We start from the raw sequence: 13,137 nt of genomic DNA, 5'->3' as shown, positions 1-13,137 counted from the left end.
CCCCCGATGGGGGAGGAGAAACATCATGGCTTCGTCGCGCTTTCCATGAGGCGGCGGAAATGGTCCTGGGCCTGGAGGCCGAAGCTGGTCCAGGTTTTCATCAGTTCGTCCGGCTGCATGGCGGCGATGTTCTCGTCCATGCGGCGCTGCATCTCGGCCACCATGTGCTCGTTGAGCGGCTCCACATTGGGCAGGCCGAGGAAGGCCCGGGCCTCGGCCGGTTCGCAATCGATCTCGATCTTGACCTTCATCGCAGGCTCCCGTGTTTCACGTGAAACAGCCCTCAAGCAGCCTCGCACCGCGTGCGAGGCGTTAGGGCCGGATTATGTGTTCATGGACTGGAAGAAGTCGCCGTTGTTCTTGGACTGGCGCAGCTTGTCCAGCAGGAACTCGATGGCGTCCTGGGGGCCCATGGGGTTGAGGATACGGCGCAGCACATAGGTCTTGGCCAGCTGATCCTTGGGCACGATCAGGTCTTCCTTGCGGGTGCCGGACTTCAGCACGTCGATGGCCGGGAAGATGCGCTTGTCGGCCACCTTGCGGTCCAGCACGATCTCGGAGTTGCCGGTGCCCTTGAACTCTTCGAAGATCACCTCGTCCATGCGGCTGCCGGTGTCGATCAGGGCCGTGGCGATGATGGTCAGGCTGCCGCCCTCCTCCACATTGCGCGCGGCGCCGAAGAAGCGCTTGGGCTTCTGCAGGGCGTTGGCGTCCACGCCGCCGGTCAGGACCTTGCCCGACGACGGCACCGTGGCGTTGTAGGCGCGGCCCAGGCGGGTGACGGAGTCCAGCAGGATGACCACGTCGCGCTTGTGCTCGACCAGGCGCTTGGCCTTTTCGATGACCATTTCGGCCACCGCCACGTGACGGGTCGAGGGCTCGTCGAAGGTGGAGGCCACCACCTCGCCCTTCACCGTGCGCTGCATGTCGGTGACTTCCTCGGGGCGCTCGTCGATCAGCAGGACGATCAGATAGACCTCGGGGTGGTTCTGCTCGATGGACTTGGCGATGTTCTGCAGCATCACCGTCTTGCCGACCCGCGGCGGGGCGACGATCAGGCAGCGCTGGCCCTTGCCCAGGGGCGCGACGATGTCGATGACCCGGCCCGAGCGGTCCTTCAGCGTCGGATCCTCGATCTCCATGTTCAGGCGGGAGTCGGGATAGAGCGGCGTCAGGTTGTCGAAATTGACCTTGGTGCGGACCGTCTCCGGGTCCTCGAAATTGATGGTGTCGACCTTGAGCAGGGCGAAATAGCGCTCGCCCTCCCGGGGGCCGCGCACCGTGCCGTGGACCGTGTCGCCCGAGCGCAGGCCGAAGCGGCGGATCTGGGACGGGCTGACATAGATATCGTCGGGACCGGGCAGATAGTTGGCGTCGGGGCTGCGCAGGAAGCCGAAGCCGTCGGGTAGAACCTCAAGCACGCCGTCGGCGGAGATCTCCACCTCCTCGTCGGCCAGAACCTTGAGGATGGCGAACAGCAGATCCTGCTTGCGCAGGTTCGAGGCGTTCTCGATCTCCAGACCCTCGGCGAAGGCGACCAGGTCGGCGGCCGACTTCTCCTTCAGCTCCTCAAGCGAGATGCGCTCGCCGAGACCGGCGCCGCGCTCGTCATCGCCGTTTTCGGACTCACTGTCGGAATCCCCATCGGCGTCGGACGGGGTGTCGGCGGTCTGATCCTCGACCGTGGCGTCGTCGGCGGGGGTCTGGTTTTCGGTGTCGGTCATGAGCGTATCGCGAAGAGGCCGCGCGGCGAGGGCCGGGCGGACGGGGGAGGAAAAGGCGATGTCTGGCCGCAAGGCCGGAGGGGAAAGACGGGCACCCGGGCGTCAAGCGGAACGGTCGGGTCGTCTTGAGAGAAGGGCAGCGCATTTCTGCGCCTCGTCGCCAGCGACACCACAGGCCGGCGGCGACGTCAAGCGGAACGGCTCAGAAGGCCCATTCCAGAGTCACGGACAGGACCATGACGATGGCGGCGATGAAGGGCAGTTCGTTGGTCATGCGCCAGTAGCGCTCGGACCTCTGGTTGGTCCCGGCGGCGAACCGCTTGCGGGCCACGCCCAGATAGTGATGCCAGCCGGTCAGGAACAGGATGCCGGCGATCTTGGCGATCATCCAGGGCTGGTGGGCGAAGGACCAGTCCGCACCGGAGCCGCTGCGCAGCCAGAACAGCCACAGACCGAAGACCCAGGCCGCGATCATGGACGGATTCATGATCAATTTCAGCAACTTGCGTTCCATGGTCTGGAACGTCAGGTCCATCTCGCCGCCCGGCGCCGCCTTGACGTGGTAGATGTAGAGGCGCGGCAGATAGAGCAGGCCCGCCATCCAGGCGATCACCGCCAGGATGTGCAGGGCGCGCGCCAGATCATAGGCGTTCATGCGGCGATCCCGCGGCAGGGACAGGCCTTCCAGTCGCCCTGACAGCCGGGGCCGTAGGGCGCGATGCCGGTGCGGTCCACGGCCGAGCCCACCGCTTCCGACAGGGCCTCGATGAACGCATCCGTCACGCCCACGGCCGGGGCGCGCAGATAGGGACTCACACCCTTCTCTTCGGCCAGATGGCCGTACTCCACGTCCAGCTCCACGAGGGTCTCCACGTGTTCGGAGACGAAGGCGATGGGCACCAGCACGGCCCCGACGCCGTCACGACCGGCTTGTTCGATGGCGTCCGGCGTGGACGGGCCCAGCCATTTCAGCGGCCCGACCCGGCTCTGATAACAGATGGTCCAGTCCTGCAGGCCGAGGCGCTCGACCACGGCGAAGACGGTGCGCTCCACCTGCTCCTGATAGGGATCGCCCTTCCTGTGGACCAGGTTTTCGGGGATGCCGTGGGCGGAGAACAGCACCCGGACAGGCTTGTCCCCGGCCTTCTCCAGCTGCGCGGTGATCAGGGCCGCCTGGGCCTCGATCCAGCCGGTGGCCTCGGGATAGCAACACACGGCGCTGATCCGGCCCGACCCGCGATAATGCTCGCGCCAGGCCTTCAGGGACGACTGGGTGGTGGTGGTGGAGAACTGCGGATATAGCGGCAGCAGCACCACCTGATCGGGGCCGAACGCCTCGACCGCCTTTGCCGTCTCAGGCGTCAGGGGGTTCCAGTACCGCATGGCGATGAACACCCGCACATCGTCGCCGGGCCAGTCCCGCCGCAGACGTTCGGTCAGGGCCGCGGCCTGTTTTTCGGTCTCGGGCAGCAGGGGCGAGCCGCCGCCCATCATCGCATAGTTGGCCTTGGCTTCCTCCTCGCGCTTGGAGGAGATGAATTTCGCCAGCGGCGTGCGAACGATGCCGGGCAGGCCGATGATGGCCGGGTCGTTGAACAGGTTGAACAGGAACGGCCTGACGGACTCCTGACCATCGGGCCCGCCCAGATTCATCAGGACCACGGCGATGCGGCGAGGTGTGGAGGCGTCGGTCATTGGGCTCCGATCCGTCGGAGCACCTGCTCCACATGGGCGATGGGCACATCAGGTAGGATGCCGTGACCCAGATTGAAGACCCAGGGGCCCTGCCCCCAGGCTTCCATCAGCTGATCCACCCTGCGATCCAGCGCCGCACCCCCCGCCCGAAGCAGGAGGGGGTCCAGCGCGCCCTGGATGGGCTTGATGGTCTGGACCCGGCGGCCGACGGCCAGCGGACAGGCGGTGTCCAGCGCCACGGCTTGGACGTCCACATCCCGCGCATAGCCCTCCGCAAGCGCCGCCGAACCCCGCGGAAAGCCGATCAGGGGTACGGTGACGCCCAGCTCGCGCAGGCGGGCAACAAGCTTCTGATGCGGCTTCAGGACCAGACGATCGAACAGGTCGTCGGGCAGGCCCTCGGCCCAGCTCTCGAAGATCTTCAGGGCCTGGGCGCCGGCGTCCGCCTGCATCTTCAGATACCAGGCGCTGGATTCCACCAGCACGTCCAGAAGGGCGTCCACCTTCTCCGGCTCCGCATAGGCATAGGTGCGCGCCTGGGCCCGCTCGCCCTTGCCGATGGTGCGGGCCTCGCCGTCCAGCATGTAGGTGGCCACGGTCCAGGGAGCCCCCGCAAAGCCGATGAGGGCGCGCTCGGGCTCCAGGGCGTCGCGGACCCGGGACAGGGTCTCGCCCACCTCGGACAGGGCCGCGCCCGCTCCTTCGGCCAGATCGCGCATGGACGCCACATCCGGCAGGGCGCCCAGGCGGGGTCCCTCGCCAGCCTCGAACCAGACCTCCTGGCCCAGGCGCGGGGGATCAACAGGATGTCCGCGAAGACGATGGCCGCATCGAAGCCGAACCGCCGCATGGGCTGCAGGGTCACTTCGGCGGCCATCTCGGGATTCAGGCAGAAGGCGATGAAATCGGGCGACCGGGCCCGCAAGGCCCGGTACTCCGGCAGGTAGCGCCCGGCCTGACGCATGAACCATACCGGGGGGCGCTCGAGGGTCTCTCCCCGAAGGGCGCGAAGGAAAACGGGGTCGGGACTGGCCATGCCGAGCGTTTACGGGGCCAGACCGTCCCACTCAATCCTTACTCATGAATTAGAGTCTTGAGGGATGGGAGTAGAGTCTTGGACGGGGGACGACGGGGACAGTTTTGAGGTCCCCGCCAGACGGCGCCGGGTTCCTCCCCCGCCGGTCGCCGATCATCCACCGGGCGGGCCCGTGGGGATGATCAGGCGGGATAGTGTTAACAAAACCTTACCAACCCTTTGCGGAACGGCCGTCGCGGACTCCGGGGCGGCGGGGATAAGTGGGGTCTTCACCTGTCCATCCCCATGCTGGGCGCCGTCGGATCACACACGCGGGACGGAATGACCCCAACTCTCGGGATCGTCCCCGTAATCCCGAAGGATGCGCCCGGCCGCTCGAGACGCTATGGAAAAGTCATGAAACCGTCCCCAGCCATTCGGGGCGCCGCCCACAGGTTCGCCCCCCGATGATCGCCAAGCCGGGCCGTCTGGCCACCTATTTCCATGTGCACCTGGTGTCGGACTCCACCGGCGAGACCCTGAACGCCATGGCCAAGGCCGTGGTGGCCCGTTTCGACGGTGTCATCCCCATCGAGCACATCTACGCCCTGGTGCGCTCCCACAAGCAGCTGGACAAGGTGCTGGAGTCCATCGACGCCTCGCCGGGGGTGGTGCTGCACACCATTGTGGACCGGGAGCTGCGCACCGCGCTGGAGGACGGCTGCCGGCGCATGGGCATGCCCCAGATCGGGGCGCTGGACCCGCTGGTGGGGGCCCTGTCGCGCTATCTGGGCGCCGCCATCTCGACCCGGGTGGGCGCCCAGCACGCCCTGGACACCGACTATTTCAACCGCATCGGGGCGCTGGACTACGCCATTTCCCACGATGACGGGCAGAGCCAGAACGATCTGGAGAACGCCGACGTGGTGCTGGTGGGGGTCAGCCGCACCTCCAAGACGCCCACCTGCATCTATCTGGCCCATCGGGGCGTGCGGGCGGCCAATGTGCCTCTGGTGCCGGGCCAGGAGGCGCCCGAGCGTCTGGACGGGCTGAAACACCCGCTGGTCGTGGGCCTGACCGTGTCTCCGGACCGTCTGGTGCAGATCCGCCGCAACCGGCTGGAGGGTCTGGGGGAGGTGCGCGGCTCCACCTATGTGGATCATGAGGCGGTGCGCGACGAGACCGTGAAGGCCCGCCGCATGTTCGAACGGCGCGGCTGGCCCACTATCGACGTGACCCGTCGTTCCATCGAGGAGACGGCGGCCCAGGTCATCAATCTGCTGAATGAGCGCCGGGCGAAGACCGGCGAGCCGGACGCGGGCGGGGCGCAGTCATGACCGGAACCCTGATCCTGGCGTCAAAGAGCGCGGCGCGGCGCGCCATGCTGACCGGCGCGGGGGTGCCCCACCAGGCCACATCGGCGGATGTGGACGAAGGGGCGTTGAAGGTCGGCCTGCTGGCCGAGGGCGCGGACCCGGCGGGCGTGGCGCTGGCGCTGGCCCGGGCCAAGGCGGAGGCGGCCTCGCGGGAGCATGCCGGGCTGGTGCTGGGATCGGACCAGACGCTGGATCTGGACGGGGCCCTGATCGACAAGGCCGACAGCCTGGACGAGGCCCGGGCGCGGCTGCGCGCCTTCCGCGGCAAGGGCCATGTGCTGCATTCCGCCGCCGCCCTGGCGGTGGGCGGGGAGACCGTGTGGAGCGCGGCGGCTTCGGCGCGCATGCAGGTGCGGGCGTTCTCCGACGCCTTTCTGGACGCCTATCTGGCGGCGGAGGGCGAGGGAATCCTGTCCAGCGTGGGCTGTTACCGGCTGGAGGGTCTGGGCGCCAGCTGTTCGAGCGCATCGAGGGGGACTATTTCACCGTGCTGGGCATGCCCCTGTGGCCGGTGCTGGCGGAACTGCGGACGCGGGGGATTCTGGCGTCATGACCATCACCGGCGCGGCCTTGCTGGCCGGGATCGTGGGGCGGCCCGTGGCCCATTCGCTCAGCCCGGTCATCCACAACGCGTGGATCGAAGCGGCGGGCATGGATGCGGTCTACGCCGCCTTCGCCCCGCCCGACGAGGCGGCCTTCGACCTGCTGATCGAGGCGGGCCGGGCGGGCATGATCCACGGGCTGAACGTCACCGCCCCCTTCAAGGGCCAGGCGCTGGCCCGGGCTGACGAGGCCAGTGACACCGCGCGGGCCTGCGGCTCGGCCAATGTTCTGGCCTTCCGGGACGGCCGGGTGCGGGCGCAAAGCACCGATGGGGAGGGGCTGCTGAAGGCGCTGGCTGAACAGGCGCCCGACGTCGACCTGACGGCGGGGCCGGTGCTGTTTCTGGGTGCGGGCGGCGCGGCGCGGGCGTCGGTGGCCGCCCTGCTGGCCGGGGGCGCGCCGGAGGTGGTGATCCTGAACCGGACCCGGGACCGGGCGCAGGCGCTGGCGGAGACCTTCGACGACCGGGTGCGGGTCGCGGGAGACGATCCGGGCGAGATCGCCGGGGCGCGGCTGGTGATCAATGCGGTGGCGGGGCCCATGACGTTCGATTTCGGGCGCACGCCGAACGCCGAGGCGGCTCTGGACATGACCTACAAGCCGCTGGAGACGCCGTTTCTGATGGCGGCGCGCGCGGGGGGCCTGATCGGTGTGGACGGGCTGGGCATGCTGACCGGACAGGCCGGGCCCTCGTTCGCGTTTATTTTTGATCGCCCGCCGCCGACTCTGGACCCACGCGCGGTGGTGCTGGCGCACCTTCAGGGGCTTGAGCCGTGATTGTGTTGGGCCTGACCGGCTCCATCGGCATGGGCAAGTCCACCACTGCGGCCCTGTTCGCCGAGGAAGGCGCGCTCGTGTGGGACGCGGACGCGGCGGTGCATGATCTCTACGCCTGGGGCGGGGCGGCGGTCGCGGCGGTGGAGGCGGCCTTTCCGGGGGTCACGGGGCCGGAAGGGATCGACCGGACGAAACTGGCCGCGGCCCTGCGCGAAGACGCGGACGGCTACGCCCGTCTGGAGGCCATCGTCCATCCGCTGGTGCGCGAACACCGGGCGGACCTGATGGCCGAGGCCCGCGCCGCCGGGGCGCGGTTACTGGTGCTGGACATTCCCCTGTTGATGGAGACCGGGGGCGACGCGGAGGTGGACGCGGTGGTGGTGGTCACGGCGCCGGCCGAGGTGCAGCGCGAACGGGTCCTGTCGCGGCCGGGCATGACCCCGGAGCGCTTCGCCGAGATTCTGGCACGCCAGACGCCCGATGCGGACAAGCGCGCCCGGGCCGATTTCATCATCGAAAGCCACAAGGGGCTGGATCATGCCCGGGATCAGGTGCGCGCGGTTGTGGATACGGTGCTGAAACCCGGCTGGGCGGGCCGCCGGGGGATTCCAAAGGGCGCCGAAACCCCGCAATAGTGGGCCATGGCCCGCGAAATCGTCCTCGACACCGAAACCACCGGCTTTGATCCGAAGACGGGCGACCGGTTGATCGAGGTGGGCTGCATCGAGATCGACGACCTGCTGCCCACCGGGCGCACCTATCACCGGCTGGTCAATCCCGAGCGGCTGATCCCGCCCGACGCCATCCGCGTGCACGGCATCACCGACGACAAGGTGCGCGGCGCGCCCAAATTCGCCGAGATGGCGGACGAACTGCTGGAATTCATCGGCGACGCGCCGGTGATCGCCCACAACGCCGCCTTTGACCGGGCCTTCATCAACCACGAGCTGGGCCTGTGCGGCCGGCTGCTGGTGGAGGAAGTGCGCTGGATCGACACCCTGGGCCTGGCCCAGACGCGGTTCCCGGGCATGGCCAATTCGCTGGACGCCCTGTGCAAGCGCTTCAAGATCTCCCTTGCCGAGCGCACCCTGCACGGGGCCCTGATCGACGCCCGCCTGCTGGCCTCGGTCTATCTCGAGCTGAAGGGCGGCAAGGAGCGGGTGCTGGATCTCAGCGCCGCGCGCGGCCCCATGGCGCCGGGGTTCAAGCCGGTCAGCCACGGCGAACGGCCCCGCCCCCTGCCCGACCGCGTCTCGCCCGAGGAGGCGGCGGCCCACGCCGCCTTCCTGCAGAGCCAGTTCAAGGACCTGTCCCTGTGGCGCGGCTATGGGCTGGAGGCGGCGGCTTCAGCCGCCTCCTGACTCAGTTCAGGCCTGGCCCTGGGCCGGCGGGATGGCCGGGGCGCCGTTCTGCTGGGCCTTGCGGGCGGCGTAGATGGCGGCGAAGTCCAGCGGCTCCAGCAGGAAGGGCGGATAGAAGCCGCCGTCGCTGGTGGCTGTGGCGATGATCTGGCGCGCGAAGGGGAACAGATAGCGCGGGCACTCGATCAGGAGCATCTTCTCGATGTCTTTCTCCTCGACGCCGCCGATCTGGAACAGGCCGCCGTAGAGCAGCTCGATCTGGAACATGGGCTGGTCGCCCGAGGCGGCCTTGACCGACAGCTTCAGATCGATCTCGAACAGGCCGTCGGCGCGGCCCTGGGCGTTCATCTCCACGCCCATGTCGATCTGGGGCTTGCCCTCGAAGCGCAGGCTTTCCGGCGCCTTGGGGTTCTCGAACGAGAAATCGCGCACGTACTGGGTCAGGACGCGGAAGTGCGGGCCGGCGGGCGGCTGGGCGCCTGGGGGACGGGATTGGACGCGCCGTTGTCGGGGTTGGTGTCGGTCATGAGCAGGAAAGGTTCCGGTTTGGGGCAAACGCCAAGGTTTCGCCCGAAAGGACGTTCGCGGGGCTGCTAGCATCGGCGGACGCCGCCCGCAACGCCCGTCGCCGCGCAGGAGAGGCTCGCGCTCGCCTTGCGCGTCCCTATATGAGCCCTTAAGCCCGAACGACGCCTTTCAGGAAAACGCCGTGTCCTCCTTTCCCTACGAACTCCTTCTGATGGCGGCCATCGCCGCCTTCGTCCTGTTCCAGCTCTACAATGTGCTGGGCAAGAAGGTGGGCCGCCAGCCCGAGGACGGGGTCAAGAAGCCGCCCCGCATCCCCGGCGCCCCGGCCGCACCCGAACCGGATGCGCGTCCGGAGACTCCCGTGGACGCCGCCACCGCCGCCGCCGCCGCAGGGCTGAAGGCGCGCGACCCCTCGTTCGACGCCGTCAGGTTCCTGGACGGGGCGCGCGGGGCCTATGAGACCATCGTGCGGGCCTACGCCTCCGGCGACCGCGAGGCGCTCAAGCCCTTGCTGGCCCCCACCGTGCTGACCTCGTTCGAAGCCGGCATCACCGCCCGCGAGGGCCGGGGGGAGCGCGAAACGGTCGAATTCGTGCACCCGCCCCGCGCCGATCTGGAGCTGGCCACGGCCGAGGGCGACCGGGCCCGGGCCAAGGTGCTGTTCCTGGCCGAGTTGCGCAGCACCGCCACCAGCGGTTCGGGCGAGGAGACCGTGGACGAGCGCCGCACCGCCGAGCTGTGGACTTTCGAGCGCTCTATCGGGGCCAGCGACCCCAACTGGGTGCTGACCCGGGTCGAGGCGGCCAGCGCCTGATGCGGGGCGTCCTCCTGGCCGCGGTCCTGGCCCTGACGGCCGCCGCCTGCGCCACCGCCCCGTCGCCGCGCCCGTGACGGAGCCGACGCCCCAACCCCAGCCTGCCCCGCCGGTCCCCGGCGAGCCGGCGCCTTGGACGCCGGGGCCGTCCGATCCCGCCTTCGCCGCCCTGCCCGGCTGGGCCGAGGAGGACCATCTGGCGGCCCTGCGCGGCTATGCCGAGGGCTGCGACGCCGACAGCCGCGCCTGGGGCGTGTGTGAGGCGGCCAGGCTGCTGGCGGCCTCACCCGGCGTGACCGGCGAGAACGCCCGCCTGTTCTTCGAGACCCGCTTCCGCCCCGAGGGCGGTGACGAAACGGGCCTGCTGACCGCCTATTTCGCCCCCGAGTACGAGGCCCGCGCCGTGCGGGACGCGGAATTCTCGGCCCCGTTGCTGGCGCCCCCGCCGGACCTGACGCGGACGCAAGGGCCCGACGGACGGGCCTTGTACCGCCAACGCCTGCCGGACGGCACGGTCAGGGACTATCCCGACCGGGCCGCCATCGAGACGTCTCATGATCCTGCCCTGGTGATGGCCTGGCTGAAGCCGGAGGACCTGTTCTTCCTGCAGATCCAGGGCTCGGGCTATCTGACCTTCCTGGACGGCAGCACGGCGCGGGCGGCCTATGCGGCCGACAATGGGCTGAGATTCCTGGGCATCGCCCGGCCCATGGCTGACGAGGGCCTGCTGCCCCGCGACGGCACCTCCGGCGAGGCCATCCGCCGCTGGCTGGCGGACAACCGGGGGCCGGAGGCGGACCGGGTCATGCGCCTGAACCCGCGCTACATCTTCTTCCGGCTGGAGCCCGACGACGGCAAGGGTCCGGCCGGGGCGGCGGGAATTCCCCTGCCCGAGCGCCGCGCCATCGCCGTGGACCCGGCCCACTGGCGCTATGGCGAGCCGGTCTGGATCGCGGCCAACGGCGCCGGGCTGATCGGCGCCCGCGACAGCTATTTCGGCCTGATGTCCGCCCTGGACACCGGCAGCGCCATCCGGGGCCGGGTTCGCGCGGATTTCTACATGGGTCGCGGCGACGAGGCGGGCGAGGAGGCGGGGACCGTGCGGCATCCCCTGCGCATGTGGCGGCTGGTTCCGCGCCAGGCGGCCGGGGCGCCGTATGAGGCGCGCGGGAACGATTCCTGATCACTGATAATCTTTTTGCAGTGCAGCGCGTTTAATGCTCCGCTGACCTGTCTGGCCTGATCCGGCCGCCACCTGTTCGAGTCCATGCTCTATACGCTTCACGAACTCGCCTATCAGTCCGCCGCCCCCATGCGTCTGGGGGCCCAGATGATGCGGGAGTTCTGGTCCTCGCCCTTCAATCCGGCGTCCCAGACGGCCATGGGCCGCACCGCCTACGCCTCGGCCGAGATGTTCGAGAGCCTGACGCGGCGCTACGGCAAGCCGGACTGGAACCTGGACGTGATCAATGTGGACGGCCATCCGGTCCGCACGGTGCAGGAGGTGGTCTGGTCCTCGCCCTGGTGCCGCCTGATCCGCTTCACCCGCAACGAGACCGATCTCAAGCGCGCCGGAAAGCCCGTCAAGGCGCCCGCCGTGATGATCGTGGCGCCCCTGTCCGGCCACTACGCCACCCTGCTGCGCGGCACCGTGGAGACCTTCCTGCAGGACTTCGACGTCCACGTCACCGACTGGACCAACGCCCGCCAGACCCCGGTGCTGGAAGGCCGTTTCGACTTCTTCGACTACATGGACCACGTGCGCGCCATGCTGGGCCAGATCGGCCCGCGCGCCCACGTGGTCGCCGTGTGCCAGCCCGGCCCGCCAGTTCTGGCCGCCGCCGCCCTGATGGCCGAGGACGAGGACCCGGCCCGCCCCGCCTCCATGATCCACATGGGCTCGCCCATCGACGCGCGCCTGTCGCCCACGGTCACCAACCAGCTGGCCGAGGAAAAGCCCTTCGCCTGGTTCCGCTCCAACATGATCCACACCACGCCCCTGCCCTATCCGGGCGCCGGGCGGCGGGTCTATCCGGGCTTCGTGCAGCTGTACTCCTTCATGTCCATGAACGAGGAACGGCACATGGACGCCCATCGCCGCTATTTCGAGCATCTGGTCGAGGGCGACGGGGACAGCATCCAGAAACACCAGGAATTCTACGACGAGTATCTGTCGGTGCTGGACCTGACCGAGGAGTTCTATCTCCAGACCATCGACATCGTGTTCCAGAGCCATCTGCTGCCGCGCGGCCTGCTCAAGCACGGCGACCGGCTGGTGCGGCCCGAGGCCATCACCGACATCGGCCTGATGACGGTGGAGGGCGAGAACGACGACATCTCCGGCGTCGGCCAGACCCAGGCCGCCCACGGCCTGTGCCCCAACATCCCCGACGACCAGCGCCTGCTTTACGTCCAGCCGCAGGTGGGGCACTACGGGGTCTTCAACGGCCGCCGGTTCCGGGACGAGATCTACACCCGGGCCCGCGACTTCATCGCCGCCAACGAGGACCGCGTTGTTCGCAAAACCGCGCCCAAGGCACGGCGAAAAGCTGGAGATTGACGGCCTTCGCCTACGTCTGTCGGTCAACCGGCGGGCGCGGCGGGTCAGCGTCCGCATCGACGCCCGCGCCGGCGAGGCGGTGGTCACCGCCCCCAGCGAGCGGGCCATGCCCCAGGCCATCGACTTCGCGCTCAGCCGCCGCACCTGGATCGCCGAGCATCTGGCGAAACGCACCGACAGCGCCCCCTTCGCCCCGGGCGCCGAAATCCTGTTCGGCGGCCGCCCGGTCCGTCTGATTGCGTCGGGCAACGCCGCCGCCGCGCGGCTGGTCCCGGAACACCCGGACGGCCCCGCGATCATCTCCGGCGGCGAGGATGACGCCTTCCATCGCCGGGTCGAGCGCCTGCTGCGCGCCGAGGCCAAGGCGGCCCTGACCGCGCGCACCCAGGTCCATCTGGAGCGTCTGGACCTCAAGCCCGTCCGCGTCAGCATCGGCGATCCGGCCTCGCGCTGGGGCTCATGCAGCCCGCACAATCGCTCGATCCGCTATTCCTGGCGCGTGGTCATGGCCCCGCCCGAGGTGCTGGACTATCTGGCCGCCCACGAGGTGGCGCATCTGGTCCACGCGGACCACAGCCCGGCCTACTGGTCCGTGGTGCACGGACTGGTGGGTGACCATCGGCCGTTCCGCAAATGGCTGCGCGACCACGGCCCGGCGTTACACGCCGCGGGGCGGGTCTAGGC

The 13,137-nt window shown here is 69.2% G+C and carries 13 protein-coding genes and 2 pseudogenes; 9 read left to right on the top strand and 6 right to left on the bottom strand.

Annotated elements, in window-relative coordinates; genetic code table 11:
- Nucleotides 1–23 precede the first annotated feature (23 nt).
- The 5 genes and pseudogenes from MBEBAB_RS05670 to hemE all read right to left on the bottom strand — a co-directional run bounded on the left by MBEBAB_RS05670 (nucleotide 24) and on the right by hemE (nucleotide 4,455).
- Nucleotides 24–251, bottom strand: a complete 228-nt coding sequence (locus MBEBAB_RS05670; protein WP_021696985.1) for a DUF6489 family protein — start codon at nucleotides 249–251, stop codon at nucleotides 24–26.
- A gap of 72 nt (nucleotides 252–323) precedes the next feature.
- Nucleotides 324–1,724, bottom strand: coding sequence for a transcription termination factor Rho (gene rho, locus MBEBAB_RS05665; RefSeq protein ID WP_021696984.1), 1,401 nt, complete (start codon nucleotides 1,722–1,724; stop codon nucleotides 324–326).
- Between the two features lie 202 nt (nucleotides 1,725–1,926).
- Nucleotides 1,927–2,379, bottom strand: coding sequence for a CopD family protein (locus MBEBAB_RS05660; protein ID WP_021696983.1), 453 nt, complete (start codon nucleotides 2,377–2,379; stop codon nucleotides 1,927–1,929).
- On the bottom strand, nucleotides 2,376–3,419 hold the full coding sequence (gene hemH / locus MBEBAB_RS05655) for a ferrochelatase (RefSeq protein WP_021696982.1): 1,044 nt from the start codon (nucleotides 3,417–3,419) through the stop codon (nucleotides 2,376–2,378). The genes MBEBAB_RS05660 and hemH overlap by 4 nt, the downstream gene beginning before the upstream one ends.
- Nucleotides 3,416–4,455, bottom strand: a pseudogene (gene hemE, locus MBEBAB_RS05650) (uroporphyrinogen decarboxylase). Before hemE ends, hemH begins: the two are co-directional and overlap by 4 nt.
- Nucleotides 4,456–4,901: 446 nt before the next feature.
- On the opposite strand from hemE, the gene MBEBAB_RS05645 reads away from it, so the two are divergent.
- The 5 genes and pseudogenes from MBEBAB_RS05645 to dnaQ all read left to right on the top strand — a co-directional run bounded on the left by MBEBAB_RS05645 (nucleotide 4,902) and on the right by dnaQ (nucleotide 8,551).
- The gene (locus tag MBEBAB_RS05645) at nucleotides 4,902–5,771 is read left to right on the top strand and encodes a pyruvate, water dikinase regulatory protein (protein WP_021696980.1); all 870 of its coding nucleotides are present in this window, start codon (nucleotides 4,902–4,904) and stop codon (nucleotides 5,769–5,771) included.
- Nucleotides 5,768–6,363: pseudogene (locus MBEBAB_RS15615) on the top strand (Maf family protein). The gene MBEBAB_RS05645 and the pseudogene MBEBAB_RS15615 overlap by 4 nt, the downstream one beginning before the upstream one ends.
- On the top strand, nucleotides 6,360–7,190 hold the full coding sequence (locus tag MBEBAB_RS05635; protein WP_021696978.1) for a shikimate dehydrogenase family protein: 831 nt from the start codon (nucleotides 6,360–6,362) through the stop codon (nucleotides 7,188–7,190). Before MBEBAB_RS15615 ends, MBEBAB_RS05635 begins: the two are co-directional and overlap by 4 nt.
- Nucleotides 7,187–7,825 (top strand): dephospho-CoA kinase, encoded by a 639-nt coding sequence (gene coaE / locus MBEBAB_RS05630; RefSeq protein WP_045318918.1) that lies wholly within the window; start codon nucleotides 7,187–7,189, stop codon nucleotides 7,823–7,825. The genes MBEBAB_RS05635 and coaE overlap by 4 nt, the downstream gene beginning before the upstream one ends.
- A gap of 6 nt (nucleotides 7,826–7,831) precedes the next feature.
- Nucleotides 7,832–8,551 carry a DNA polymerase III subunit epsilon gene (dnaQ, locus tag MBEBAB_RS05625; RefSeq protein ID WP_021696976.1) on the top strand — a complete coding sequence of 240 codons (720 nt, stop codon included), beginning with the start codon at nucleotides 7,832–7,834 and terminating at the stop codon, nucleotides 8,549–8,551.
- Nucleotides 8,552–8,557: 6 nt separating this feature from the next.
- On the opposite strand, the gene secB is transcribed toward dnaQ, so the two are convergent.
- A complete protein-coding gene (gene secB / locus MBEBAB_RS05620; RefSeq protein ID WP_373852862.1) occupies nucleotides 8,558–8,983 on the bottom strand; it encodes a protein-export chaperone SecB in 426 nt (141 codons plus the stop codon).
- 307 nt (nucleotides 8,984–9,290) lie between these two features.
- Here secB and timA point away from each other — a divergent pair, with 307 nt between their 5' ends.
- From timA to MBEBAB_RS15040, 4 genes are all read left to right on the top strand, one after another.
- A complete protein-coding gene (gene timA / locus MBEBAB_RS05615) occupies nucleotides 9,291–9,893 on the top strand; it encodes a TIM44-related membrane protein TimA (RefSeq protein ID WP_045318925.1) in 603 nt (200 codons plus the stop codon).
- Nucleotides 9,894–9,966: 73 nt separating this feature from the next.
- Complete coding sequence (locus MBEBAB_RS05610) at nucleotides 9,967–11,076, top strand: MltA domain-containing protein (protein ID WP_021696973.1); 1,110 nt, start codon at nucleotides 9,967–9,969, stop codon at nucleotides 11,074–11,076.
- Nucleotides 11,077–11,160: 84 nt separating this feature from the next.
- Nucleotides 11,161–12,453 carry a polyhydroxyalkanoate depolymerase gene (locus MBEBAB_RS05605; protein WP_021696972.1) on the top strand — a complete coding sequence of 431 codons (1,293 nt, stop codon included), beginning with the start codon at nucleotides 11,161–11,163 and terminating at the stop codon, nucleotides 12,451–12,453.
- Entirely contained in the window at nucleotides 12,407–13,135 is a 729-nt protein-coding gene (locus tag MBEBAB_RS15040) for a M48 family metallopeptidase (protein WP_052516750.1), read from the top strand. The genes MBEBAB_RS05605 and MBEBAB_RS15040 overlap by 47 nt, the downstream gene beginning before the upstream one ends.
- Nucleotides 13,136–13,137: the final 2 nt, after the last annotated feature.

The sequence above is a fragment of the Brevundimonas abyssalis TAR-001 genome, assembly GCF_000466985.1.
In the GTDB taxonomy this organism is placed as follows: Bacteria; Pseudomonadota; Alphaproteobacteria; order Caulobacterales; family Caulobacteraceae; genus Brevundimonas; species Brevundimonas abyssalis.
The sequence above is the reverse complement of the archived record's forward strand: the minus strand, read 5'-3'. Positions and strand labels throughout refer to the sequence as shown.

Bases quoted from the DNA above. Each gene is read 5' to 3' on its own strand.
- MBEBAB_RS05670 (WP_021696985.1), bottom strand. From the start codon at position 251: ATGAAGGTCAAGATCGAGATCGATTGCGAACCGGCCGAGGCCCGGGCC.
- rho (WP_021696984.1), bottom strand. From the start codon at position 1,724: ATGACCGACACCGAAAACCAGACCCCCGCCGACGACGCCACGGTCGAG.
- MBEBAB_RS05660 (WP_021696983.1), bottom strand. From the start codon at position 2,379: ATGAACGCCTATGATCTGGCGCGCGCCCTGCACATCCTGGCGGTGATC.
- hemH (WP_021696982.1), bottom strand. From the start codon at position 3,419: ATGACCGACGCCTCCACACCTCGCCGCATCGCCGTGGTCCTGATGAAT.
- MBEBAB_RS05645 (WP_021696980.1), top strand. From the start codon at position 4,902: ATGATCGCCAAGCCGGGCCGTCTGGCCACCTATTTCCATGTGCACCTG.
- MBEBAB_RS05635 (WP_021696978.1), top strand. From the start codon at position 6,360: ATGACCATCACCGGCGCGGCCTTGCTGGCCGGGATCGTGGGGCGGCCC.
- dnaQ (WP_021696976.1), top strand. From the start codon at position 7,832: ATGGCCCGCGAAATCGTCCTCGACACCGAAACCACCGGCTTTGATCCG.
- timA (WP_045318925.1), top strand. From the start codon at position 9,291: ATGGCGGCCATCGCCGCCTTCGTCCTGTTCCAGCTCTACAATGTGCTG.
- MBEBAB_RS05605 (WP_021696972.1), top strand. From the start codon at position 11,161: ATGCTCTATACGCTTCACGAACTCGCCTATCAGTCCGCCGCCCCCATG.